Here is a 21,984-nt window from a genome sequence, read left to right as displayed (position 1 = left end):
TGACTGGCGAGACCGGAGGCCAGCATGGTCGACGGTGAAGAGTTCATCTCGGTCAACGGGACGAACGTCCGACTGGATATCGTCGGATTGGTCATGTCGCTGGTCAGCGGATTCATCCTCGCCGTCCAGACTGGGATCGTCTCGTTCATCAACGTGGTCGGTGACGCGATCGTAACGAACTACAACGCAGTCTCGTCGTTCGTGGTCGACCTCATCGACGCGCTCTTTCCGACCAGCACGTTCCGGATCGCGACCGACGCCGCGATCCAGACCGTCCAGAACAGCGGCATCCTCGGGTTCATCGTCGGGGCGATCGCTGTGGCACTGTTGCTGTTCGTCGTCAGCGAGGTGGTCCAGCTATGAGCGCAAGCGACGGGTCATCGGGTCAGGACGTACTCGTATTTTCGGAGAACCCTGTCCCGGACTGGGTATACCGGTACGGTGGCCGGATTCGATCGTTTTTCCGCGACCCGAAGGCTGCGGTCTTGGGATTCGTCGTCACCTACGTCGTCGACGAGTTCGTGACGCCGATCTTCAACGGCGTTCTCGCGACGGGGGCGGTACTGATCGACACCGTCCTCCTGATCGCGTTCGGCGAGGACCGTGTTGTCGGCGCAACTGGCCAACTCGGCATCGTCGACCTCCCGATCTGGGCGGCGACGACGCTGGTCAATGCGTTCGAGGGGCCAGCGGCGTCGATCTTGGCGGTGATCCAGTCCTACAACATCACCGTCGGGCAGGTCGCTGCCCAAGCCGGGATCGCGGCACCCGCGGTCGCGTTCGTACTGTACACCGTCCCGATCGCGCTCTTCCTGTTCGGAGCTTGGACGATCATCCAGGCGATCGACATACCGTTCGTCGAACTCTCCGGCCTCGTCAGAATCGTCATGGCACCAATCAATGCACTCAGAAACTTCATCCGATGAGAGGTATCGATTCACTCCGCGAGTTCGCAACACACCCGCTGTCCGTGTTCGCGGCCGGACTGACAGGCGTCGCCCAACTGTTCCAGATCCCGTTCGTCGACGCACTGTTCGGGACGCTTGTCAGCCAGTCGGGCACGCTGTTTACCGTCTTCAGCGTGGCCGCGGGTACGTTCGCGCCGCAGGTGTCCTGGCTGCCGGTGCAAACACTCCAGGTGGCTGCGCTCATCACGGGCGCGCTGTTCCTGGCCAGCAAAATCAGGAGCGTCATCATGGGCTTCCGTAGCCGGCTCAACGGAGGTGAAGACTCGTGAGCGCGTCCGAAGGCGCCAGCACGCTCCGAGACAACATCGTCAGCGCCATCTCGGGTCTGATCCCGTTCCTCGCCGCGGCGGCCGTTCTGGCCGCGGGCGGAGCCGGCGTCGGCGGTCTGTTCGGCCTCAGTCGCATCCAGACCGCGGTCGTGCTGGCGATCGTCGTCACGCTGATGTACGTCGTCGTCCGCTCGGAATCGGAACTGTCGATTCCGTTCCTCATCACGCTGGTCGCCGCACTGGTCGCGGTCTACCAGTTCATCCTGCCGGCGGTCATCAAGTCGGCGTTCCAGCCTGTGTTTTCGGCACTGGGTCTGAACCCCGGCGCCGTCGACGCGATCCAGTTCGTCGTCCTATCGATCGCTGGTGTGCTGGTCTACTGGGCAGTCCAGATCCGAACCCAGAAACGCAACGCCAGCAGCGTCGCCACCGCGATGTTCGGCAGCGGTCGCGGTGAGCGGAAAGGCGTCGTCACGAAACTCGTCGACGACTACCTGACGATCGGCCGACTGCTGGTCACGTTCTCGCTGGCCGGCGTTGCACTCATCGCCCGCGAGGGTGGCGAGGTCGCAGCGATCGCGGGCGACTTCGTGGCTGACGCGCCACTGGTCGCGACGAACGTCGTGACTGGCCTACTGGGCTACCTGACCGGCGGCGGCCCGCTGCCGTCAGTCATCGCCGGCATCCCTGGCGTCCAGCCCATCGCGGCCTGGCTGGGGAGCCTGCCACCGATCGCGTTTCTCGCCATCGCTGTCGTGCTGACAGCGGGCGCCTGGGCGGTGAGAGAACAATGATTCAGACACCAGCCGCACAAGCACTCGAACTGGCAGCACAGTTCATCAACCAGTTCGCCGCACCCATCGCGATCGCGGTCGGGCTGTACTGGGCCTGGATACTGTACCGCCGAACCATCGACGACACCGACCCCAGCGTCCGGAAGTTCGGTTCGTCCGCGCTCGGGTCGTGGTCTGTTCTGGTGAGCGGTGCATACGCCTCAGCGCTGCTGGCGGCGTTCATCGCGTTCGTCACCTGGCCGGCGCCGATGGAGACGCCAATCCTGGCCGCGCTCCTGCTGGGTGGCGTCGCCTTTCACGCCGCGATGGAGAAACGCGAGGACATGGAGGCGGCGTCATGATCGACATCGACGGCGTCCGCGCTCGGGACCTCAACGTGTTCGGGGCGCTCGCGATCGTACTGGCTTCTGGCCTCGCGGTAGTCGCAGTTCGGAACGCAACGGGCCTCTTGCTGGGCTTCTCCGGCGTCGATGTCGACCTCACCGTTGGTGCTGCGGTCGGTGCGGTGGTCCTCGCCGGCCTGGCCTACCAGCAGGCAACCCCGGACCTCGATGCAGTCTGTGATGGCTGTGGTGACCACCTCCGACTCAACACCGGCACGGACACCGAGGATACAGTCGTCACGATCCGGAAGGCCGGCGCTCCACAGCGCGCCCGTATCGGCCCGATCTCCCTGGTCACCGAAACCCAACGCGCCGAACGCGAGTACTGTTCGCCACAGTGTGCTGACCTCAACGACGTGGCGATGATCCCACTCGCCGATGACGAGTCCCAGACGGTGAAAACCAGCGTCGCCACGGGAGGTGACGACTGATGTTCGTCCAAATCGACCGCGGTGCTGCCGTCATCCTCGGGGTCGCCCTCGTGCTGGTCGGGATAATCGCGGTCCAACCGGAGACGATTGACGGTGCATCCCGAATCATCGAATCAGGCTGGGAAACTACGACAGACCAACTGACGGAGGTGCTCTGATGGACCGGGGTCGCATCGCCGTCCTGGCCGTGCTGGCACTGAGCCTGTCGATTCCGGCAGCATCGATGGCTGTCGCGGCCGACGCCTCGGACCCGTCAGCGAACATCGTCCGGCCGACTGGCACCTACACTGACCTCGCCAACGCCGTCGACTACGGCGGGATCACGGCGACCGTCGACGACCCGCAGTTCCCCAACGAGACGGTCACCGTCGATGCGTCGGTCAACGGCTCACCCGTGGCCGGCGGCGAGACGGTCAGCACGGGCGGCCGGACGATCACGATCGGCCTGCCGCCGTCGCTGGTCGAGACCGGAACAAACACGATCACGCTCACCATGACCGACAGCGACGGCAACGTCGCCACCGCGACCGAGACGTTCGTGTTCCGCACGACGACGCCGACCGCAACGCCAACGCCGACGGCCACCCCGAGTCCAACCCCAACACCTACCCCTACCCGGACGGCATCGGAGCCAGATCCGACGCCGACGCCCACTCGGGACTCCACGCCGACGGTGACCGCGACCCCGACGCCAACGCCCACGCCCGAACCGACGCCACGACCCGATCGCGACACCGATCCCAACGCCTGGATCGACGTGGATGACGACGAGGTTGGCATCGACGAGCCGGTCGAACTCGACGCCAGCGACTCACTCGACGCGGACGGCCAGGTCACCAGCTACGCCTGGGATCTCGACGACGACGGCGGCATTGAGGACTACGGCGCAGCGACGATCACCTCGTTCGACGATGCCGGAGACTACGAGGTAGAACTGACCGTCACCGACGACGACGGCAACACCGACACGACCGAGGAGACCATCGAGGTTGTCGGCCCGACGGCAACGCCGACCGAGACGCCAACGCCGACAGCCACGCCGACGGCCACGCCACAGACCTATCCGGAGTCGGTGCCGACCGACACGCCGACGCCGACCGCGACACCTGTCCCAGCCGGCGCGGCCGCCAGCAGCGACGCGACGCCCACGCCGACACCCACCCCCGCATCCGGAGGGTCCAACGCGAACACGGGCGCACAAGCGGCTGGGTCGTACTCGATCGAACAACTCCGTCGCGGTGGTCGCCAACCAGCCTCGGCACCACAGTCTGTCCGTGTGCTCGGTTCGACCGGCGCGCTGGCGGTGCGCTACGAGCCGGCGCGGCCACTGAGCGACCAACTCCAGTATCTCGAACCTGGGAGCACGATCCATACCGATGACATTCAGTTGTACTCGACGCGCTTCGGCGAGTCAATCGAGACGCGTGACGTGCAGCTACACGTCGTGTTCTGGCAACCCGTCGACCGGCAGGTCCAGACCGAGAACGGCACCCGCACGGTCGCCGTCGCTGGCAACCAGTCGGAACGCGTCTACGATGTCAGCCTCGGCACGGGCTACTCGACGGCGAACGTCACGTTCCCAAGCCACTTCGACCAGCGCTACGAGGCCACGATGTGGCTCTCTGACGGCGGCCAACCCATCGATGGCGCCCGCTGGCGATTCGGCCATCAGTCCAGCCAGTCCGCGGCTGGAACGACCGTCAACAGCCAGGGCGACCTCTGGGTGTGGGCGGCCCAGAACATCCTCATCATCGCGATCCCGGGCCTGCTGGGCTGTGCCGTCGGTGTCCGGTCGATTATCCAGCGCACCGCACGCGGGCCTGACAAGGGCGCGATGTGGTGGGCACTGGTCGTCGGAATCGGCCTGTTCATGGTCGCGACGATGGCGTACTTCCAGACGGCACAGGTCGTCACCAGACTTCCGCAGGTGTTCGGCGGCATCATCGTCGCGGTCGCCGCGATCGCCATGCTGGAGACGATGGGGCCACGCAAGCGCACCGACGAGTTCGTTCGCGACGAGTTGGGCGAGGCGGCCGACGCACTCGGCGAGGAGGTCCAGAACCACCTCTACCGAGATAAGGCACGCATCCAGACGGTGCGCCGAGACGACGGAACCCTCGGCCTCATCAAGTCCGGCATCCGGCCGTTCCTGGCACGCCTGTTCGCCGACCCGGCCCGGATCGACGACAGCAAGCTCAAGACGGACATCGAGATCCGCCAGGGGCCGGACGATCACGTCTACCTGGCCGATCCCGATGCTGACGAACCGCTGGACTGGACGCCCGCCCACTGGGAGTTCGAACCGGAGCTACTGCGTGAGGATGTCGACCTCGACGACGATATCGGACAGATAGAGCGCATCCTCTCGAAACTGAACGTCCGCCTGCTGGCTGTCACTGGAATCGGCGGCGCTGCCGGGTGGCTGCTCGGCGGCTGGCTGTTCGGCGCCGGGACGACGCTTGCACTCGTCGGTGCCGGTACCGGATTCATTGCGGCGGCGGCGAAAGCCCGCGATGGCCACGCCGAGTTCCAGGCCGCCCCCATCCACTACCGCAGTGCCCGGGCGACGTTGTCGAAACAGGGGCCAGCCCACGCCGACGCGAAGGGGCTTCGAGAGGCCTGGCAAGAGGTCCACAAGGAACGCGCCTCGACCGCTCAGGACGCCAAGGAGATCGAGCAAGACCGCGACGAGACGATCACTGGCAAGATCAACAAGGAAATTCTCGGCGTCGACGTCGAGGACTCGACCCGGACCAACGGCCACGACGAGGAGGGCACGGCCGATGACTGAGGCCGAACCGGCCCGGCCGGCGCTCCCGAAGCTCCAGCAGGACCAGCGGGCACTGATCGACCAGGACACCGCTCAGGAGGTTGGCGGCGGGTTCGCACTCCGAGCGGGGTTCCCGAACCGCCGGGAACTCATCAACTGGTACCAGCGGGCCGCTGTCCGGACGCTTGGCCACATCGGGGACGACTGGCCGGCCGTCGACCTCGGTCGGGACCGAACGCTGTTGTCGGCGACGATCACCTCCGGCGCCCGTCACACCTGGTCCGACGACCCGCTCGATCCCGACGAGGCTCGGGAGTATCGCCGCCGGCTGGAGAGCCAGGTCGTCCTGCCGGCGTGCAATCGCGCCTACAACGACCTCCGGAAAACGGCCGGCGAGTACATCGATCACGACCAGTTCGATCTCGGTGATATCGACCCGCTCGACCAGGATCACGTCGCGATGCGACCGGGCTTCGAGAACCTTGATCGCCAGCAATCGCACGCGCTCGGTCGCCTGTGGGGTGGATTCGACAACAGAGACGCACTGTTCGACTGGATCCACTGGCTGGACAAGCCCAGCAACGGCGCCGTCTCCGACGACCTCGCCAGCCGGCTGGATCGCGACCCAGTCGCCACGAAACATCTCCTGAAGACCGGCGTCGACCAGGAGTCGGCCCGGCGCTGGCGGGAACACTTCGCGATCGTCGAACTGCTGCCAGCGTTCGTCGAGGGCGTCGAGCGCCTGGAAGCCGGCGAACTGGCGAAACAGACGACCACGGAACTCACTGCACCACATGGCTGAATCGAAAACCTGGACCCCGAGAGAGGGGCACGACTGGGGTACCGGCACGCAACAAGGGCGCGCGATCCTCGACGATGAGGATGACGCCCCCGACTGGTGGACTGATGGCTACGAGATGCGGATGCGCTTCGGAATCCCGGAGTTCGACGCCGAGGCGTTCGACTTCGAGGTCTACCCGGACTGCCTGGTCCACGAGAAACCCGCCGACAAGACTAAGAGCGCCGGCGGGACCGACTGGCTCAAGATCGGCGAACGTGGGTGCGGTAAGTCCACCGACAACCTCCACTGGACGATCCGCCTACTCGAAGAGAACGGCCCGAAGGGCGAACAGGTCGTCTGGCGTGGCTCACCGGAACGCTCGGAGTGGCTGCCGCTCCGGGAGTGGGCGACGCTGTGGCTGCCCGAACACGCCGATCCCGATCCGTCCTGGGAATCGGAAGGCGAGCAGTTCGTCGCCGACGACGCCGATCTTGACGAGGTCGTTCGGTCGGTCGAGACCTACGCGGACCCGGCTGACCTGCTGGCCCAACTGGAGGCCCACCCCAGCGGGACGTTCAACGTCGTCTACCCGGACCCGTCGTTCGCCGGCTGTGAGGAACTGACTGCCGACACCAACCGCGTCGCCGAGACGCTGCCGTTCGTCCCCGAGTGGCGGACGATGGGCGACGAGACCGGGACACCACTCTCCCACTGGTGGTACGCGTTCATGCTGGCCTGTGTCGAGGCCCGCCCCACCTACTCCTGGCTGTCGGTGATCTTCGACGAGGCTGGCGACCTGACGCCCGAGGACGCGGAAGACGACGAGCACCGGACATTCAAGAAGCTCAGTCTGCTCCGGTCGGTCTACGCCGACAGCCGCCGTGCCAAGCTGTCGATCTATTGGTCGGCCCACTACGAAGAGAACCTACACCACAAGATCCGCCGGGAGGTGATGTGGCGGGTCGATATGCCCGACGAGACGCCCAACCCTCGGACCTCCTACCGGAACTCGGTGCCGGTCGGCTACGGCACCGTCCCGATGCACACGGACGTGATGAGTTCACGAAAAGTCGGGACGGCGTTGATGTACAACCAGAAGGAGTTCACGCTCTATCGCTGGAAGGATATCCCGCAACTCGACGCCGACGAGGGACGCTGGCTCCAGCTCGAACTCGGCGAGCCCGACACCGAGGACGACGACCAGGAGACTGGTCCGACGCTTCAGTACGACTCGGCGATCTTCAGCCGCTGGCGGAAAGGCGACGAGGATCGCCTGTATGTCAAAGACCCAGGCGACGGCTACCTCGACGTCCAGACCGGCCAGGAGGTCGACGCGCTGGCCTCGCCGAAAGACGGCCTGACCTTCGGCGGGATCGAGCCGACCGAGGAGTACTATCTGGTTCGGATGCGCGATGAAAGCGGCGAGGAGACGATCGTCGCCAAGCTGCCGAAACAGGAGATCGGACTGGGCGACGGCGTCGACGGCGCCGGTCGAGAGGTGGAAGGATGATCCCGGTGCCATCCGGCGGTTCGGGTTCGCGGCGCCGATCGGCAGTTCATACGCGCGCGTGTCGAGTTGCGAGTCAGCAGGACCCCCAGCTATCACACGCGCGTGAGCACCCACAGACCGCAGTCAGTGCGCGAGCGAGTGCATGGATAATGCGCGCCCGGCCAGCCGCGGGGACTGTGCGCGAGTCCGCGGAGGGGTGCCCGTGAGCGTGGCCGCGCAGTTCGCGACGCCCACGGGCTCGGGTGCGTCCACGACCGGGAGTGCAGGCGGGCTCGTACTCGTGGCGGTCGTGGCCGCGCTCGCACTCGCCGCGCTGGACACGTTCACCAGGGTCGACGTGCTTGGTTTCCTGCCATCGTTCGGCGGCTCGTCGAGCACGGCCAGCGACGGAGGATTCATCGCCTCGACGCTGGCGTTTCTCACCTCAACGCCGGTGCTCCTGTTGACTGGCGTCGCGACGCTGCTGGTCCTGATCCTCTCGGGCGCGTTCGCGCTGCCAGAGGGCACTGGCCTCCAGCTCGTGATCGCCTTGGAGTTGGTCGCGACGTATCTGATCCTCCAGGCACTGGATCAGTACTCGTTCCGGTTGTTCGCTCTGGTTGGGACCGCAACCGTCGTGATCGGCCTGTCGGCACTGGGCGAGCCCGTGATTGGCACCGTCGTCAACTCGAACGTCGGCCCGATCGTCGCCGTCGGCACGATCGCACTCCTGTGGCGTGCGCTGGGGTCGGACGATGATGGCCAGCGCCGAATCGTCGTCCGTGGCCAGGTCGAGGACGGTGATGACCAGTGACCGTCCTCGTGCTCGGTGACGCGCTCAAAGCCATCGGCCTGCCGGGCTCGATCGCCGTGTTCGCGTCGGGCCTGGTCGCGCTGTATCACGGCCGCTCGATCATGGCATTTCTCGGGACACTGGGCTTTGCCGCGAAGGTCGCCGGCCTGATCGGTGTGATCCTGTTCGCGGCGTTCCTGGGCCTGATCCCTGGTGTCACGCTCGACGTGTCGCTGACGACGCTGACCGATCTGTTGAGCGCGCTCGTCGACGTGGCGACCGCGATCGCGGAGGTGGCACTGTGAGCCAAGCAACGAATCTCGTCGCCTGCCAGCGCTGTGCGGCCGGAGACGACGAGTGCCGATTCTGCCCGGCCTGTGGGCGCGACAGGCGGAGGTACGCATGACAGACACTGAGCGACTGCCCTACGCGGGCATGGCTGTGAGGTATCGGTTCCGACTGAGCGCGTTGCATCGGCTGTTCGCCGTCGCCGTTGTCGTCCTCTACGGGATCGGCGACACGGCGACGACGGCGCTCGTTCTCGCCAGCGGCGGGGTCGAGTCCGCAGCGATCGCGACGGCCGCGATCGATCAGGTCGGGCTGATCGGCCTGGTCGGGCTGAAGCTCCTGGCGCTGTCGTTCGCCGCCGTCGCCTGGCTGTTTCTCGGTCACGTCGGCGAGCGCCTGCGGATCGACGCCACACCATTCCAGGTTGGGCTGCTTGCGATCCTGGTGGTCCGGGGTGCCTGGCTCACTCTCTGGAATCTGACTGTCTTGGCCGAGTTGCACGGCATCGGTGTGACTGCTCCCGTCCCGTATCCGGGGGTGGTGGCGTGAAACGGACTGTAGCAGTTTCGCTCGTAGTTGTGATAGCACTAACGTCGGTGTCTGGATTGCACGGCGTTGCCAGTGCAGATACCCCTGGCTTTGGCGAGAGTTCATTCGGACACTGGGATGACTTCGAGGATGGCTCTAGCCAGGGCTGGTCCGGCGGCAGCGTCGTCTCGTCGTCGTTTGAAGATAGCTATTCGTACCAGATTTCAAACGACAATAAAATGTATTCTGGAATGTCGTTTGACTGGTCCAGTAGCGAAGGGGTGTTCTACTACAAGGCGAAATTCGACACCAACGGCGATGCTGGCACGGATTCGGGATCACTCAAGGTCAATTTAGGGAACGGTAATTACTTCGAGTTGATCGCCGATACAGGAAGTGGCGGTTCGTATCGAATGACAGACAATTCTGATGGGAGTTATAATTACCCTGATGATTTTAGCGAATACACGGGCGTGAATCCGGCCAACTGGCATAATCTCTATATCGAGATACAACCGGATAGGAGCATCAACGTCTACATCTGGCCCGCCGGGAACAGCAAGCCGTCAAGCCCACAAATCAGCAGAACGCTAAAAGCGGGCCAGGAAGCGACTGGGTCGAGTGTTGACAGTATCAACTTAGCCACCAATCACATAGACGAGGCAGGGACCAATTACACACCGAGCTACACACTATCGGGGACGGTCACCGACGGCTCGGGGAACGTCGTCGGTGCGGCCGACGTGACCGTCACCGACAGCACGGGTGCAACAATCGCCACCACCACGACCGATGCAGGTGGCGACTACTCGGTCACTGTCACGGATGGCACCGACGCAACCGTCGAAGTCTCGAAACCCGGCTACAAGACCGCCAGCAAGACGACGACTGTCAGCGGCGCGACCACGCTGAACCTCACGATGCCCCAGTCCGATCAGACGACGTTCGTGCTGGACGACCAGACCCAGCGAGACCTCTTCCCGGCCGACCAGACAAAACTGGTCGTCGAGAAACGCTCCAGCCTGCGACCGCCCTACACCTACGAGACGGTCGCCAGCGAGACCTTCGGCAGCGACGAGGAGGTCACCACGAACCTGAAACTCGGCTCGAAGTACCGCGTCGAAGTGAAAGCGCCGGGCTCATCACTGTCCTGGCGTGGCTGGCAGTACACACAGAACACGCCCGACGTGATCCGGATTACGCCGACCGGCCCGTCGAAGTACATCACGAACCAGACCGAGCCGACGCCAACACCGACCCAGGAGCCGATCACGCCCGAACCCACGCCGACGCCGGCCGACGGCGGGTTCATCACGCCTGAACCCACGCCAACGCAAGCGCCGATCACGCCCGAGCCAACGCCAACGCCGGCCGACGACGAGTTCGTGACGCCGACCCCGATCACGCCCGAACCCACGCCGACCCAGGCACCAATCGACGGGAGCACGCCAGCGACGGCCACGCCGACACCCGTAACGACCCGTGACTATCCCTACAAGGAGGGCTACGCCTGGGCCACGCGGCGCTGTAGGATGCCGGATGGCTCACCCGGCCTCTACATCGAGTACTACGACAGCGACCGCGAGACGACGCGGATTAGCACGACGGCAGGACTAACCGACGCACAAGGCTCACCAGATGTCACGATCGACAAGACGTTCGTCGAGCCAATCGGCTACTGGTCGAGCTGCATCGCGATTGATGAGTTCCCTGACGCCCCTGAGCCAACGCCGGAGCCCGACCCATCTGAACCCACGCCGACGCTCGCGCCGGGTGCCACGCCCACGCCGACCGAAGACGATGGGTTCCTCGATCCGTCGACGCCGACGGAGGGCGACGAGTTCACCACGGCAACGCCGATCGACAGCGGCGACATCTGTGACACGGCAACGGTCCAGTTCAAAGCCTACAACAGCAGTGGCGGGACGGTCGCCAACGGCACCCAGGAGTGTCGTGACGACCTGCCACCGGCGGATTCGGGCTGGAACACGACCGATCCGACACCGACCAACGGGACTGCCGTCGGCGGCGGTGCCGGTGGTGGCGCCATCATCGGCGACGATGCTGGCTCGGGTGCTTCGCCGCTCCTGATCGGCGTCCCAGCCGTCGGCGCGATCGGCCTGGCGCTGTACCGGCGCTATCAGGGTGGCGGTGGCGCTGGCGGCGCCGGCAACGCTGGCGCACCCTGACGATGGCCGATCCCTCGGTCGGCCTCATGGCCGGCCTCGCGACCATGCTCGTGGTCCAACTCCCGCGGCTCAAACGCACCGTCGCCGACGCCGCTGACTTCGAGTGGATCGACGGGATCGGAGAGAAACGTGCTGAACGGCTGGTTGAAGAAATTGAGTAGCTGGTTACAGAGGATTTCTGGTGGGTGATCTATTCCGGTGGGGCAGCTATGTACAGCCCGCATCTTCAGAACTCGCCAGGGATAGCTATGAGTGATTGAGACATCTACTAACAAACACAATGGGACATAAACGAAGCAATAGAATCCCAGAAATTCGTGCTGCAACCTGTCGCGTGGATGTGGCAAACAAAAAACTGGGGACTGCATTTTGGATAGGTGATAGATACCTACTTACTGCGAATCATGTTGTAACTGCTATTCACAGAGATAAGTTCACTATCGTAACTGAGGGTGATAGCGATGTAGTGGTACAGGTGACTGAACAAGACCAAGGTTCTGATTTGGCTGTATTAGAGGCGGATGAGCGTCCTGATGATGTTGAGTCATTATCGCTCAGCCCAGAAATCCCAATTATCGGAACAGAGGTCGTTTGGTCAGGATATGCCCGGCTAATAGGTGAATCAAAAATTGATCGTCAGCGGTTCGGTTGGGGGCCGGTTGCATCCGGCAGTTTTGACGATGGTGGTGGCCACTTCTTTGAAGTTGATGGCTTATTCAACTCTGGTCACAGCGGTGGGCCGGTCATTGAGCAGGAAACTGGTCAAGTAGTAGGTGTTGTTTCAGCAAGCGCAGGGAATTTCGAGCAACAACTTGAACGATGGGATGATCAAATTCATCGGCTTGAGAACCTATTTCATGTGACAAGTGAGATTTCTGGAAGCCACAAGAACGGATTCTTAGTATACGACACAGTTGAGGATGCTGTTTACGAGAAAGATATTTTAGAAGGATATGGGTTAGATGTGGAGTTATCTCAACGGGAAGATGATGTTCTCTTGCGTTTTGACTTGCAAGAGGCGTCTATTTTGGTAAGTAAAATCCAAGCAGAAATGGCACGAACACTTCTTGACACAGTGATGAATACGTTTCAGATGGGTATCGGTGTAGCATCTGGTGGCCAAGGCATGATGGATATTATTCGGCAATATATCTGAAACCAGCCTCTGTACTCAGCATGAACGCCATGTCAGTTGATAACCGTATCAAATCTGTTGACTTACCCTAAGGCCATCTGGGGTATGATCGCCCCGTTTGACCCAGTGCCGGTATCCTGCGGTTCAGAACCTCTCGCAGTCGTCAGTCCAGAAACCGGCCGACCAACCGACTGCGGGAGCGCGGCGAGCGCTATGCGAGCCGCGCAATTGGACTGGCCCCTTAGGGGCAACTACCGTAGGGGTATGTGGGGACCGCCGACACCGGGCCGAACCCGCTACGCCCCGCTGAGGGCGTGAGAGCGGACGGCTGCGGCCGGAACCGGCCGACCACCGCCACCGAGAAACTGGCCAGGAACTGGCGCGGATCGAGGCCGACACCAATGCATCCGCCGAAGTGACCGACGAAACGAAAACCAGCCAGCAGAGTTACCTAACGAGAGTGAAACGAACGGAGAAAAACGGCGTCACAGAACAGCGCTGTCGCTATCGATCCGGCACGCCCGTGGGACTCTCGCCCCAGGCTACCGGAGTATCAGCCAGTCGTGGCGATCGACGTTCACCTTCGCGGCGTCGGGCTCGATCTCGCCGCGCTCCAGGTACCGACCCACGTCCGCGGCGGAGTAGTCCAGGTCGGCGACCGAGACCCAGGTCGGGCTGTCGTCGCTACCCGTCTCGTCGCCGCTCTCATCGGTCGCCGAGTCGGCCCCGTCACTGTCCTCGTTGTCGTCTTCGCGCTGCGTGCGCCGTTCCTCGCGACGCTCGTCGGCGTCTGCCCGGATGTCGTCCAGGGCACGGTCGGGGTGGACCTGTTGAAGCGCCTCGATCGCGTTCAGCCGTAGCTCCTCGTTGTGGTAGACGACGACACGCGGGTAGGTCGTCCGGTGCAACACGTCCTTCTCTTCGAGGTCGCGGACGATCTCGCGCACGTAGTCCCGCGAGTATCCGGTAAGCTCGACCAGCGTGTCGTACTCACAGCCTTTCGTCGTCGCGACCGTCCAGAGCACGTCCCAGCGGGCCTGGGACAGCGACTCGTAGGTGGTCTTGAGGATACGGCGCTCCCGTTCCTCGTTGGCTTCGGCCATCGCCTGGCGCCAGCCCTTGGGCACGATCACGTCGATCTGGTCGCGCTCCATCGGCTGGTAGTAGTCGTCCTCGCGGAGATCGCCCAGGGCGACACCGCTCCGGATCGCGAACGTCGAGACGAGCTGCCGGAGCGTGGCCCGGAGTGCGGCCCACTCGTCGGCGTGGGGCAGCGTCGTCCCGTCGTCGGTGCCGCCGAAGAACGCTTCGAGCTTCGGATGCCGCAGGCGCTCGTCGGCTGGGTTCCCGCCGACACGGTAGACCTTCAGCCCGAGGTTGTAGTCGTCCCGATCGGCGTAACCGGCGAAGCCGATCCGATGCCACATATCCGAGACGACACGCTCCTCGACGTGCTGGCCGCCAGCGTACTGCCCGCCACCGCTGGCGTCACCGTCGCCGCCGTACTCGACGAGGGTGCGCGCACTGCGGAGCTTGTTCGCGACAACGTCCATCAGACTCTCGTCGATCCGGTGGTGGACCTCGCCTTTCCAGACACGCCAGGACTCGCGGTTCATCCGACTCCAGTCCGGCCTATCCTGGTCGAGCGCGTCCATCGCGGCGTTGACGACCTGGACCGTCCGGGCTATCGTCTCCGCCGAGCCCGCATAGGTCGTCTGCGTGCGGAACTTCGTGCCCTCGCCGTACTGGCAGATCAGCGGGTCGTTGCTCTTGTAGACCAGATCCTCGTTCTGTGGCTGGACCCAGGTCTGGCAACTGACGGGCGCCCGCAGAGATTTCTCGTGATTCGCCGCGAGGGTGTCTGACTCCGGATCGTAGCGCATCACCTGGATCGAGTACTCGTAGCGCCGACTCCCGGTGATCCTCTGGCCGTCGGCCTCGGTCCCGACCTTCCACGGCTTCGAGGAGAGCACCAGGTGGGCGGGATACTCGTCGTGCAACCAGTCGAACCACTCGTGTACGTCCTCGACGAGCACGTAGGGCTCGTTCTCCGCGTCCGCGACGTGCTCGCGCCAGCCGTGGAACAGCCGACGGTACGCGAAGTCCTCGCCGTCGTCGAGGTCGTTGACGACCATTTCCAGGCCGTGGCCATGGTCGATCGGGTCCGGGTAGTCCAGGGAATCCCACTCGCCGGCCGCGCCGTCTCCGGCGTCCTCGATCGCGCCCAGGTCCGGGCCGGGCGTCGACAGCGTGCCGGCCTCCGTTGGCGTCAGACTCGCCATCAGCGATGCACCTCCGGTTCCGGCACCGCAACAGGACGCGTCTCGCCCTCGACGCGGGCCGAGAGTCCGACCGCTACGTCCGGGGCCAGTGCCATTGGCAGCGGCAGGACCACGTCACGACCGCGATGGCGGCCACAGACGTATGCGTAGACTGGGGCTTGGTCACCGTCGACGGCGGCCGGATCAGCCAAGAACTCCACCGGAACCGCAGGGGTGCCGATGTCGTCGACACGCTGGCTACAGATCGGACAGAGCGCCGTGTCGTCGTAGGGCAACACGTCCGGTTCCAGTACGGAAAGTTGCGTCGCCGCCGGCTCCTGGTCGGGCGTGATCGTCACTGAGACTCACCCCCGTCGGTCGCCAGCGACCCACTGGACCGGAACACGGCCCGATCACTGGCCGTCTCGACATCGGGCCGGTCGACCCATTCGGTTTCGACGGGCGGGAGGTCACGATCGTGCTCGCGTTCTTCGAGCCGATCAGGCCGCTCGCCGTGGAGTTCCAGCCACGCCTCGCGCTGGTCCAGGCGCTGCATGATCCTCGCCCGCGGTTCCTCAAGCGGGTTCCGTGGGGTGTCGTCCTCCTGGGGGTTCGCCAGCCGCAGTTCACACGCTCGCCAGGCACGAACCCGCTCGATGGAGTCCATGCTGTCGGTCAGCGTCAGGACGATGTTCCGGCGGTCGGCGTCGGTGATCAGCTCCCGATCGAGCCAGCGGGCCGGGTCCTCGCCGATACGGTCGCGAGTTTGGGGACAGCGAAGGCGATCGTCGCGGTCGCCTGCCTGCGTGGTGGAGGGCATCTACCGCCCACCTCCGTCGGCCAGCGTCCGCGACCACACATCCTCGTCGTACCACAGGCACTCAGGACAGTCCATCCACGTCGCGATGGGATGGCCGCAACTCGGGCAGGAATAGTAGTGGCGCGTGACCTCGCCCTCGATCGCGTCGGCGTGTGTCTCCGACCCATCGTAGTCGAGGGTGTCGACGCAGACGGCTGGGCGGCGAATATCGCTCATCTACCGCTCACCTCCGGCGAACGCCGCCAGTGATGCCTGTTCGTCGTCGTCCTCGGGCTCGTCGGGCGTGCTGCCGTCCCAGCAGAATTTCAGGAACGCGTCACACTCGTGGTTCGTGCAGCGCCCGAACGTCGGCGTGTACTGGCGCGGCGTCGACGTGAGGATGTTGACCTCGAAGCCCTCGCCACACTCGGGACAGTCGACCGTGACGCGCTCGTTGAAGGGCAGTTCCAGGTCGGCGTCGGCGCGTTGCTCCCGGCGCTGGCGGGTCTTGCGTCGGGCGTCGGTCGCGATCGTCACGCCGACGCACCTCCGTCGAACTCGGAGAAATCCGCCTGGTGCTCGGTCTCGCCGATCACCTCGAAGGCCGGGGCAGCGAGCGGATCGGGGCCATACGAACAGTACACCGCGCCGTCCCGGGCGATGAGTTCGCGCTGGCCACGTGGCGGGAGCCGACCGGACAGCAGATCGTCGTCGACATCACAGTAGTTCACCGACCAGGTCGGCAGGCCGAGCGACCGAGTCTCGCTGACGGCGCGCACCTTCTGTTCCCGATCACCGGGCACGATGATCCGGTCGCCACGCTCGACGAGCGCTGGCACGTCCTGGGTCGTCCGTGGGAACTCTGCTTGTCGGACACTCCCGTCGGCGGTGCCGTATCGGTTCTCTGCGACACTGAGGCCGAGCTTCGAGTCGTCCAGTGTGCAAGCGGTTTCGTCGTCCAGCAGTTCGACGACCGTGTAGGTCCGATCCCCGCGGTGGTACTGACCAGACCGGAGTTCGTGGTCGTAGTGCCGTTCGCAGGCTGTGGCCGCGAGGTCGGCGTCGGGGAACAGCCCCTGCCACTCACAACTGAGGTTCGTACAGGTGACGAGGTAGCCCTGGTCGATGGCGCGAAGCGTATCGCGCCCGATCGGGCGGGCGACGACGATATCGGAGCGATCGACGGCCTGCATCTATCGCTCACCTCCCAACGCACCGCACTCGGGACAGGCCTCGAACGTGGGCCGCCGGTACCCGCAGTTCGAACACTCGACGCGGTCGGTCCCACCGTCACACCGCACGTCGGGATCGGTCTCGACGACGAACTCGACGGCGGGTTCGCCCTGGGGCTTGATCGTCAGCCGGTCGGGCGCCAGGTCGGGGTTCTTCGGGTCGCGGAACGCGTCGGGCTCGTCGAAGTCGCCGGCCTCGATCATCCCGTAGTAGGCGTCCAGGTCGGTCGAGCCGAAGTGCTGGATCGTGCTCCGGGGCGTCCGGAACACGATCTGGCCCTGGAACTCCCGGAGGTCCTGAGGAACGAACAGGCCGGACTCGCCGATGTGGGTCTCGCGAACGCCGCCGTCGGTGACGAGCTGGTCGTCGTCCGCTAACCGATCGGCCCACTCGGCGATAACTTCGGCGTGGCAGGCGGGTTCGTCCTCGTCGAGTCGCTGGCACCAGCACCCGAGCGTCTTTCCGGCGAGGTCACGGACAGCACGTCGGAACCGTTCGTCACCGTCGATCTTCGCCTCGAACGCGTCTCTGAAGTGCTCGATAGAGCCGTCACGGCCGTGATCCTCGACGGTATACGGGTTCCCGAGCCAGCCACGCATCCCTGGCGAGGTATCGAGCATCGAGCGACCGCCAGGACCGCGACCGGTATACACATCCGTCTCGTCGGCCTTCGTGTGGCCGACGCGTGTTTTCTGAGTGCCGCCGTCGGTCGCGGTCACCCGCGGCTGAGCACCAGTCCCGTCACACGCGGGACAGCGGTCATTCCCGTTGTGGATGCACCGCCCCTTTGCATGGCAGATATCGTCGATGCAACCGATCACCTCACCGCTTCCCCGACAGCGCTCACAGTCGACCCAGGCGACCTCTTCGATCGAACAGTCCCGAACGCCGTCGGCGTCGACGGCATCGAGGCCCCCCTCGCGAAGCTCGTGTTCGATCCGAACGTGGGTCTGGCAGTCCCCGCAGAACAGCGTGGCCCGACGGACCGAGTCGGTCGTGAAGGCGGCGGTCTCGATCATCCGGCCGCCGCAGTCGGTGCACTCACCGATGATCGCGGCCTCAGGCTGCATCGGACAGCACCTCCTGGTCAGGGTCGGCCAGCCTGGACGATCGGATAACCTTGCCGTGGTCGGGAAACTCGTCGGGCCGGCGTGGACAGCCGATGTAGTGCCCGTATTCTACGTTTTCCGTCGGGGACGCAGAGACCCGTGCCCGACACTCAGGACAGCGAAACTCGCAGTCCTTCGTGGGTTTGACGTTCTGCTGCCGGCGACGGAGTTCGGCCAGGTCGATCGTCACGCCTGGCACCTCCCGTCGTCGCGACCAGGGCAGTCCTCACGCCCCTCTGGCGGGATGAAACACCCACACCACTCACAGATGAGCGGCAGCGTTTCGGTTTCCTCGACGCGACTCACTGCCGACCACCTCGGTTGGCAGTGGCTCTGGAGTGGTGAAGCGAAAGCGGCAAGAAACACCGCTTTACTTTTATACTGTATGGGGTCGGAGGGATTTGAACCCCCGATCGGCTGATATCTCCGTCCTGTGCCTCGGAACTCCAGAGGGTCATCGTCGCGAACCGGTGATCAGCCGGCCGCTCAGTATATCAGCCCTTAGAGTCTCGTCCCAGGCACGTGGCCTCTGGAGTCAGCCGCCTTCCCGGACTAGGCCACGACCCCGCACTCCGGCGTATGCCCAGTTGTACTAAAGGGGTTTCGGTTGCTGGACGGCGATCAGTCCCGATCGGTCTCGGCCCAGTCACACTCCTGGCATTTGTAGCCCGTGACAAACTCCAGGGCCGAGGGCATGTATCCCACTGTGACGACGTTTTCGCCACAGTCGGGACAGTCTTTTTCGGCGTCTTCGATCGGTTCTGCGTCCATGACACTCTCACCTTCGATGAGTTCGGCGAGGCTCTCGGGTGTCTGCATTCGCCCCTGGATCACGCGGTTATCGGCCATGTTCGCCCGAGGGGCCGGGACGCGCCTAAACCTTCTCCCTCAGAGCCAGGGAGCGCGTTCGGTGTCGGGTTCGTAGTCGACTGCGGCGCCGTCATCGGTCCGCTGGTCGCCGGCGACACCCTGAGACGCGCCGCCGTCGGAGAAAGCGGCGGTGAGATCGACCTCGTCGGGGTGGTAATCGGAGTGGCGCTCCCGGGCGTTGCCGGGATCGAACGACAGCAGTGCGGTGACTGCGAGGACGCCCAACGCGACGGGGGCAGTCGTCGGGAGGATACCCAGAACCGATAGCGAGAGCACACCGAGTGCGATGGCGCTCCCGAAGCGGAACCGGTCGATGTCGACCGCGTTGCGCAGCCACGGGCTGGTCAGCGCGATGGCGAGCGCGAACCCGACGCCGATGCCGGCGGTGCCAGCGGCGCGGGCCACCATCCAGGGGTCGATTGCCGTGACGAGCGTCGCACCGGCCGGGTCGAAGCCGGCCAGTAGGCCGAGGCCGATGATGACGGCCGGCCGTGGGAGCAACTCGCTGACGCGCGAACTGGCCGTCTGGGCGGCTATCGCCATGATGACGATACCGGCGAACCGCTCTAGGACGCCGGTTCGGACGAGGCTGTCGATGGTGGGGGCGAGTGCGGCCTCGATCACCGCAAGCGGGATCAGCAGGCTCCCGATCAGGAGGACGGTCGTGGCCTGTTCGCGTGGGCCGCCGTCCATCTCGGCGAGGACGACCGCGACGGTCGCGGACCCACCGAAGACCAGCAGACCGACTTCGAGCATCCCCGTCCAGGTGGTGAGCGCACCGGCAAGTACCAACACCGGGAAGATGCCGTCGATGAGCGGCAACGCCATGACCGTTCCCAGCAGGCGGCCGCCACGGCCGACCCGCCGCTCCACACGGAGTGCGACTGGATGTCTGGAGCTACTCATCCTGGTTACAGCCCGGGTTCACCCGGTACCCGTCGGGTGGTTACCGCACTGGACGCACACGGAATGGCGGACCAGAGCTGTTTCCCGGTACCGAACCCTGTGAAGAACGGAGTGCCAGCCGCGGTCGAACTCGGTTGCGGGACCGTGTTGGCGACGGAGGGTTCGGTAGTTCGCATATGTAACATTATCTTTCGTCGGAGTATAAACGTTGTGTGAGAACCGAACACACGAGACGTGAAACAGGGGATAACCCGAGTCTCGTGGACAGATGTCACAGTTCGAACGGCGCGATTCGCATGGCAGCGGTCCACAGAGTCGGCACGTCTCGCAACGTTTTTGCCCGGCCGTCGAGGACGATTTACATGGCGAACGATCCCGAGCCTTTCTCCGAGAAGCTCCGTGTTCCGGAGGCTCTCACATTCGACGACGTACTGCTGCGACCCAAAGAGTCACGCGTCGAACCCGACGAGGCCGACACCGCGACCAGCGTCTCCCGCTCGGTCGAGCTGAACGTCCCGGTACTGACGGCCGCGATGGACACCGTAACCGAGAGCGACATGGCGATCGCGATGGCTCGCCAGGGTGGACTCGGTGTCCTCCACCGGAACATGAACGCCGAAGAGATGGCCGACGAGATCGAGCGCGTCAAGCGTGCCGACGAGTTGATCATCCGCGATGTCGTGACCGCGAGCCCCGAACAGACTGTCCGGGAGGTCGACGCAATGATGGACCGACAGGGCGTCTCCGGGGCACCAGTCGTCGACGACGAGACGGGAAAGGTCCTGGGGATCATCTCCGGAACGGACATCCGGCCGTACCTCGAAGTCGGCGAGTCCGACGCCGTGACCGAGGCCATGACCGACGAGGTCGTCACCGCTCCAGAGGACGTCTCGCCCCGGGAGGCCCTGGAGTTGATGTACGATCACAAGATCGAGCGGGTCCCGATCATCGACGACGAGAACCGCCTGGCCGGACTCGTGACCATGAAAGGCGTCCTCCAGCGCCGAGAGTACGACGAGGCCGCCCGTGACGAGGACGGCCACCTCCGGGTCGGTGCCGCTGTTGGCCCCTTCGAACTGGACCGCGCACAGACGGCCGACGAGGCCGGTGCCGACATCCTCTTCATCGACTGTGCCCACGCGCACAACGCTAACGTCATCGACAGCGCTCGGGACATCAAAGGCGAGGTCGACGCCGACGTCGTCGTCGGCAACATCGGGACCCGGGAGGCAGCGGAGGCCGTCGTCGACTTCGCCGACGGCGTCAAAGTCGGCATCGGCCCGGGCTCGATCTGTACGACCCGCGTGGTCACCGGCGCTGGGATGCCACAGATCACCGCCGTCGCGCAGGTCGCAGACGTCGCCAGCCAGCACGACGTGCCCGTCATCGCCGACGGGGGCATCCGCTACTCCGGCGACGCGATCAAGGCCATCGCCGCCGGTGCCGACGCCGTCATGCTCGGCTCGTACTTCGCTGGAACCGACGAGGCACCGGGCCGCGTCATCACGATGAACGGCAAGAAGTACAAACAGTACCGCGGGATGGGCAGCGTCGGCGCGATGAACGAAGGCGGCGGCGAACGCTACCTCAAAGAGGACGAGGAAGACGAGGATTACGTCCCCGAGGGCGTCGAGGCGGCGACTCCCTACAAGGGCTCGCTCGAATCCGAACTCCACCAGCTCGTCGGCGGGATGCAGTCCGGGATGGGCTACGTCGGTGCCGAGACGATCCCGGAGTTCAAAGAACGAGCCGAGTTCGTCCGCGTCTCGGCGGCTGGCCAGCAGGAGAGCCACCCGCACGACGTGATGATCACGGACGAAGCGCCCAACTACAGTCCGGATAGCTAACCGCCGTCAGTGTCACCCTCCTGCGGACTGACACGTGGGGCTGCAGTACTGGGTTTCGGCCGCTCGGGCGCTCGGATGTGCGGCGAACGATTCACCACAGTTCGCACAGTCGTAGCGCTCGAAATCGGACATCGCAGTCCG

At 64.6% G+C, this 21,984-nt stretch carries 27 protein-coding genes and 1 tRNA gene; 17 read left to right on the top strand and 11 right to left on the bottom strand.

Annotated features, from left to right (window positions below; all coding sequences use genetic code 11):
• Nucleotides 1-24 precede the first annotated feature (24 nt).
• From P0204_RS02250 to P0204_RS02175, 16 genes are all read left to right on the top strand, one after another.
• On the top strand, nucleotides 25-363 hold the full coding sequence (locus P0204_RS02250; protein ID WP_276221292.1) for a hypothetical protein: 339 nt from the start codon (nucleotides 25-27) through the stop codon (nucleotides 361-363).
• Nucleotides 360-926: a hypothetical protein gene (locus P0204_RS02245; RefSeq protein ID WP_276221291.1), complete on the top strand. Its 567-nt coding sequence runs from the start codon at nucleotides 360-362 to the stop codon at nucleotides 924-926. The genes P0204_RS02250 and P0204_RS02245 overlap by 4 nt, the downstream gene beginning before the upstream one ends.
• Nucleotides 923-1,237, top strand: coding sequence for a hypothetical protein (locus P0204_RS02240; protein WP_276221290.1), 315 nt, complete (start codon nucleotides 923-925; stop codon nucleotides 1,235-1,237). Before P0204_RS02245 ends, P0204_RS02240 begins: the two co-directional genes overlap by 4 nt.
• Nucleotides 1,234-2,031 carry a hypothetical protein gene (locus P0204_RS02235; protein WP_276221289.1) on the top strand — a complete coding sequence of 266 codons (798 nt, stop codon included), beginning with the start codon at nucleotides 1,234-1,236 and terminating at the stop codon, nucleotides 2,029-2,031. The genes P0204_RS02240 and P0204_RS02235 overlap by 4 nt, the downstream gene beginning before the upstream one ends.
• Nucleotides 2,028-2,372 carry a hypothetical protein gene (locus P0204_RS02230; protein ID WP_276221288.1) on the top strand — a complete coding sequence of 115 codons (345 nt, stop codon included), beginning with the start codon at nucleotides 2,028-2,030 and terminating at the stop codon, nucleotides 2,370-2,372. Before P0204_RS02235 ends, P0204_RS02230 begins: the two co-directional genes overlap by 4 nt.
• The gene (locus P0204_RS02225) at nucleotides 2,369-2,845 is read left to right on the top strand and encodes a hypothetical protein (RefSeq protein WP_276221287.1); all 477 of its coding nucleotides are present in this window, start codon (nucleotides 2,369-2,371) and stop codon (nucleotides 2,843-2,845) included. Before P0204_RS02230 ends, P0204_RS02225 begins: the two co-directional genes overlap by 4 nt.
• Nucleotides 2,845-3,003 (top strand): hypothetical protein, encoded by a 159-nt coding sequence (locus tag P0204_RS02220; protein WP_276221286.1) that lies wholly within the window; start codon nucleotides 2,845-2,847, stop codon nucleotides 3,001-3,003. The genes P0204_RS02225 and P0204_RS02220 overlap by 1 nt, the downstream gene beginning before the upstream one ends.
• Nucleotides 3,003-5,636, top strand: coding sequence for a PKD domain-containing protein (locus P0204_RS02215; RefSeq protein ID WP_276221285.1), 2,634 nt, complete (start codon nucleotides 3,003-3,005; stop codon nucleotides 5,634-5,636). The genes P0204_RS02220 and P0204_RS02215 overlap by 1 nt, the downstream gene beginning before the upstream one ends.
• Nucleotides 5,629-6,417 carry a hypothetical protein gene (locus P0204_RS02210; RefSeq protein ID WP_276221284.1) on the top strand — a complete coding sequence of 263 codons (789 nt, stop codon included), beginning with the start codon at nucleotides 5,629-5,631 and terminating at the stop codon, nucleotides 6,415-6,417. Before P0204_RS02215 ends, P0204_RS02210 begins: the two co-directional genes overlap by 8 nt.
• Complete coding sequence (locus P0204_RS02205) at nucleotides 6,410-7,906, top strand: ATP-binding protein (RefSeq protein WP_276221283.1); 1,497 nt, start codon at nucleotides 6,410-6,412, stop codon at nucleotides 7,904-7,906. Before P0204_RS02210 ends, P0204_RS02205 begins: the two co-directional genes overlap by 8 nt.
• 202 nt (nucleotides 7,907-8,108) lie before the next feature.
• Nucleotides 8,109-8,699 carry a hypothetical protein gene (locus P0204_RS02200; RefSeq protein ID WP_276221282.1) on the top strand — a complete coding sequence of 197 codons (591 nt, stop codon included), beginning with the start codon at nucleotides 8,109-8,111 and terminating at the stop codon, nucleotides 8,697-8,699.
• A complete protein-coding gene (locus P0204_RS02195) occupies nucleotides 8,696-8,983 on the top strand; it encodes a hypothetical protein (RefSeq protein ID WP_276221281.1) in 288 nt (95 codons plus the stop codon). Before P0204_RS02200 ends, P0204_RS02195 begins: the two co-directional genes overlap by 4 nt.
• A 97-nt stretch (nucleotides 8,984-9,080) precedes the next feature.
• The gene (locus P0204_RS02190) at nucleotides 9,081-9,515 is read left to right on the top strand and encodes a DUF5658 family protein (RefSeq protein ID WP_276221280.1); all 435 of its coding nucleotides are present in this window, start codon (nucleotides 9,081-9,083) and stop codon (nucleotides 9,513-9,515) included.
• A 218-nt stretch (nucleotides 9,516-9,733) separates the two neighbouring features.
• Nucleotides 9,734-11,683: a carboxypeptidase-like regulatory domain-containing protein gene (locus P0204_RS02185; protein WP_379801869.1), complete on the top strand. Its 1,950-nt coding sequence runs from the start codon at nucleotides 9,734-9,736 to the stop codon at nucleotides 11,681-11,683.
• 2 nt (nucleotides 11,684-11,685) lie between these two features.
• On the top strand, nucleotides 11,686-11,844 hold the full coding sequence (locus P0204_RS02180; protein WP_276221278.1) for a hypothetical protein: 159 nt from the start codon (nucleotides 11,686-11,688) through the stop codon (nucleotides 11,842-11,844).
• Between the two features lie 119 nt (nucleotides 11,845-11,963).
• Nucleotides 11,964-12,839, top strand: a complete 876-nt coding sequence (locus tag P0204_RS02175) for a S1 family peptidase (RefSeq protein ID WP_276221277.1) — start codon at nucleotides 11,964-11,966, stop codon at nucleotides 12,837-12,839.
• A 521-nt stretch (nucleotides 12,840-13,360) separates the two neighbouring features.
• Here P0204_RS02175 and P0204_RS02170 read toward each other — a convergent pair.
• The 11 genes from P0204_RS02170 to P0204_RS02120 all read right to left on the bottom strand — a co-directional run bounded on the left by P0204_RS02170 (nucleotide 13,361) and on the right by P0204_RS02120 (nucleotide 19,996).
• A complete protein-coding gene (locus P0204_RS02170; protein ID WP_276221276.1) occupies nucleotides 13,361-15,100 on the bottom strand; it encodes a hypothetical protein in 1,740 nt (579 codons plus the stop codon).
• Nucleotides 15,100-15,438 carry a hypothetical protein gene (locus P0204_RS02165; RefSeq protein ID WP_276221275.1) on the bottom strand — a complete coding sequence of 113 codons (339 nt, stop codon included), beginning with the start codon at nucleotides 15,436-15,438 and terminating at the stop codon, nucleotides 15,100-15,102. The genes P0204_RS02170 and P0204_RS02165 overlap by 1 nt, the downstream gene beginning before the upstream one ends.
• Nucleotides 15,435-15,899 (bottom strand): hypothetical protein, encoded by a 465-nt coding sequence (locus tag P0204_RS02160; protein WP_276221274.1) that lies wholly within the window; start codon nucleotides 15,897-15,899, stop codon nucleotides 15,435-15,437. The genes P0204_RS02165 and P0204_RS02160 overlap by 4 nt, the downstream gene beginning before the upstream one ends.
• Entirely contained in the window at nucleotides 15,900-16,115 is a 216-nt protein-coding gene (locus tag P0204_RS02155) for a hypothetical protein (RefSeq protein ID WP_276221273.1), read from the bottom strand. It lies immediately after the preceding gene.
• Nucleotides 16,116-16,415 (bottom strand): hypothetical protein, encoded by a 300-nt coding sequence (locus P0204_RS02150; RefSeq protein ID WP_276221272.1) that lies wholly within the window; start codon nucleotides 16,413-16,415, stop codon nucleotides 16,116-16,118.
• Entirely contained in the window at nucleotides 16,412-17,071 is a 660-nt protein-coding gene (locus P0204_RS02145; protein WP_276221271.1) for a hypothetical protein, read from the bottom strand. The genes P0204_RS02150 and P0204_RS02145 overlap by 4 nt, the downstream gene beginning before the upstream one ends.
• On the bottom strand, nucleotides 17,072-18,181 hold the full coding sequence (locus tag P0204_RS02140; RefSeq protein ID WP_276221270.1) for a DUF4326 domain-containing protein: 1,110 nt from the start codon (nucleotides 18,179-18,181) through the stop codon (nucleotides 17,072-17,074). It lies immediately after the preceding gene.
• Nucleotides 18,171-18,410, bottom strand: coding sequence for a hypothetical protein (locus tag P0204_RS02135; RefSeq protein WP_276221269.1), 240 nt, complete (start codon nucleotides 18,408-18,410; stop codon nucleotides 18,171-18,173). The genes P0204_RS02140 and P0204_RS02135 overlap by 11 nt, the downstream gene beginning before the upstream one ends.
• A 196-nt stretch (nucleotides 18,411-18,606) precedes the next feature.
• A tRNA-Trp gene (locus tag P0204_RS02130) sits at nucleotides 18,607-18,787 on the bottom strand.
• Between the two features lie 54 nt (nucleotides 18,788-18,841).
• The gene (locus P0204_RS02125) at nucleotides 18,842-19,069 is read right to left on the bottom strand and encodes a DUF5795 family protein (protein WP_276221268.1); all 228 of its coding nucleotides are present in this window, start codon (nucleotides 19,067-19,069) and stop codon (nucleotides 18,842-18,844) included.
• A 39-nt stretch (nucleotides 19,070-19,108) separates the two neighbouring features.
• Nucleotides 19,109-19,996 (bottom strand): DUF5794 domain-containing protein, encoded by an 888-nt coding sequence (locus P0204_RS02120; RefSeq protein WP_276221267.1) that lies wholly within the window; start codon nucleotides 19,994-19,996, stop codon nucleotides 19,109-19,111.
• 362 nt (nucleotides 19,997-20,358) lie between these two features.
• Between P0204_RS02120 and guaB the strand changes: the two genes are divergently transcribed.
• Nucleotides 20,359-21,843: an IMP dehydrogenase gene (guaB, locus tag P0204_RS02115; RefSeq protein ID WP_276221266.1), complete on the top strand. Its 1,485-nt coding sequence runs from the start codon at nucleotides 20,359-20,361 to the stop codon at nucleotides 21,841-21,843.
• Nucleotides 21,844-21,984: the final 141 nt, after the last annotated feature.

The sequence above is a fragment of the Haloarcula halophila genome, assembly GCF_029278565.1.
Classification (GTDB): Archaea; Halobacteriota; Halobacteria; order Halobacteriales; family Haloarculaceae; genus Haloarcula; species Haloarcula halophila.
The sequence above is the reverse complement of the archived record's forward strand: the minus strand, read 5'-3'. Positions and strand labels throughout refer to the sequence as shown.

Excerpts from the sequence above, each read along its gene's own strand:
- P0204_RS02250 (WP_276221292.1), top strand. The coding sequence starts at position 25 with ATGGTCGACGGTGAAGAGTTCATCTCGGTCAACGGGACGAACGTCCGA.
- P0204_RS02245 (WP_276221291.1), top strand. The coding sequence starts at position 360 with ATGAGCGCAAGCGACGGGTCATCGGGTCAGGACGTACTCGTATTTTCG.
- P0204_RS02240 (WP_276221290.1), top strand. The coding sequence starts at position 923 with ATGAGAGGTATCGATTCACTCCGCGAGTTCGCAACACACCCGCTGTCC.
- P0204_RS02230 (WP_276221288.1), top strand. The coding sequence starts at position 2,028 with ATGATTCAGACACCAGCCGCACAAGCACTCGAACTGGCAGCACAGTTC.
- P0204_RS02225 (WP_276221287.1), top strand. The coding sequence starts at position 2,369 with ATGATCGACATCGACGGCGTCCGCGCTCGGGACCTCAACGTGTTCGGG.
- P0204_RS02220 (WP_276221286.1), top strand. The coding sequence starts at position 2,845 with ATGTTCGTCCAAATCGACCGCGGTGCTGCCGTCATCCTCGGGGTCGCC.
- P0204_RS02215 (WP_276221285.1), top strand. The coding sequence starts at position 3,003 with ATGGACCGGGGTCGCATCGCCGTCCTGGCCGTGCTGGCACTGAGCCTG.
- P0204_RS02210 (WP_276221284.1), top strand. The coding sequence starts at position 5,629 with ATGACTGAGGCCGAACCGGCCCGGCCGGCGCTCCCGAAGCTCCAGCAG.
- P0204_RS02205 (WP_276221283.1), top strand. The coding sequence starts at position 6,410 with ATGGCTGAATCGAAAACCTGGACCCCGAGAGAGGGGCACGACTGGGGT.
- P0204_RS02190 (WP_276221280.1), top strand. The coding sequence starts at position 9,081 with ATGACAGACACTGAGCGACTGCCCTACGCGGGCATGGCTGTGAGGTAT.
- P0204_RS02185 (WP_379801869.1), top strand. The coding sequence starts at position 9,734 with ATGTATTCTGGAATGTCGTTTGACTGGTCCAGTAGCGAAGGGGTGTTC.
- P0204_RS02180 (WP_276221278.1), top strand. The coding sequence starts at position 11,686 with ATGGCCGATCCCTCGGTCGGCCTCATGGCCGGCCTCGCGACCATGCTC.
- P0204_RS02175 (WP_276221277.1), top strand. The coding sequence starts at position 11,964 with ATGGGACATAAACGAAGCAATAGAATCCCAGAAATTCGTGCTGCAACC.
- P0204_RS02170 (WP_276221276.1), bottom strand. The coding sequence starts at position 15,100 with ATGGCGAGTCTGACGCCAACGGAGGCCGGCACGCTGTCGACGCCCGGC.
- P0204_RS02160 (WP_276221274.1), bottom strand. The coding sequence starts at position 15,899 with ATGCCCTCCACCACGCAGGCAGGCGACCGCGACGATCGCCTTCGCTGT.
- P0204_RS02155 (WP_276221273.1), bottom strand. The coding sequence starts at position 16,115 with ATGAGCGATATTCGCCGCCCAGCCGTCTGCGTCGACACCCTCGACTAC.
- P0204_RS02145 (WP_276221271.1), bottom strand. The coding sequence starts at position 17,071 with ATGCAGGCCGTCGATCGCTCCGATATCGTCGTCGCCCGCCCGATCGGG.
- P0204_RS02140 (WP_276221270.1), bottom strand. The coding sequence starts at position 18,181 with ATGCAGCCTGAGGCCGCGATCATCGGTGAGTGCACCGACTGCGGCGGC.
- P0204_RS02125 (WP_276221268.1), bottom strand. The coding sequence starts at position 19,069 with ATGGCCGATAACCGCGTGATCCAGGGGCGAATGCAGACACCCGAGAGC.
- P0204_RS02120 (WP_276221267.1), bottom strand. The coding sequence starts at position 19,996 with ATGAGTAGCTCCAGACATCCAGTCGCACTCCGTGTGGAGCGGCGGGTC.
- guaB (WP_276221266.1), top strand. The coding sequence starts at position 20,359 with ATGGCGAACGATCCCGAGCCTTTCTCCGAGAAGCTCCGTGTTCCGGAG.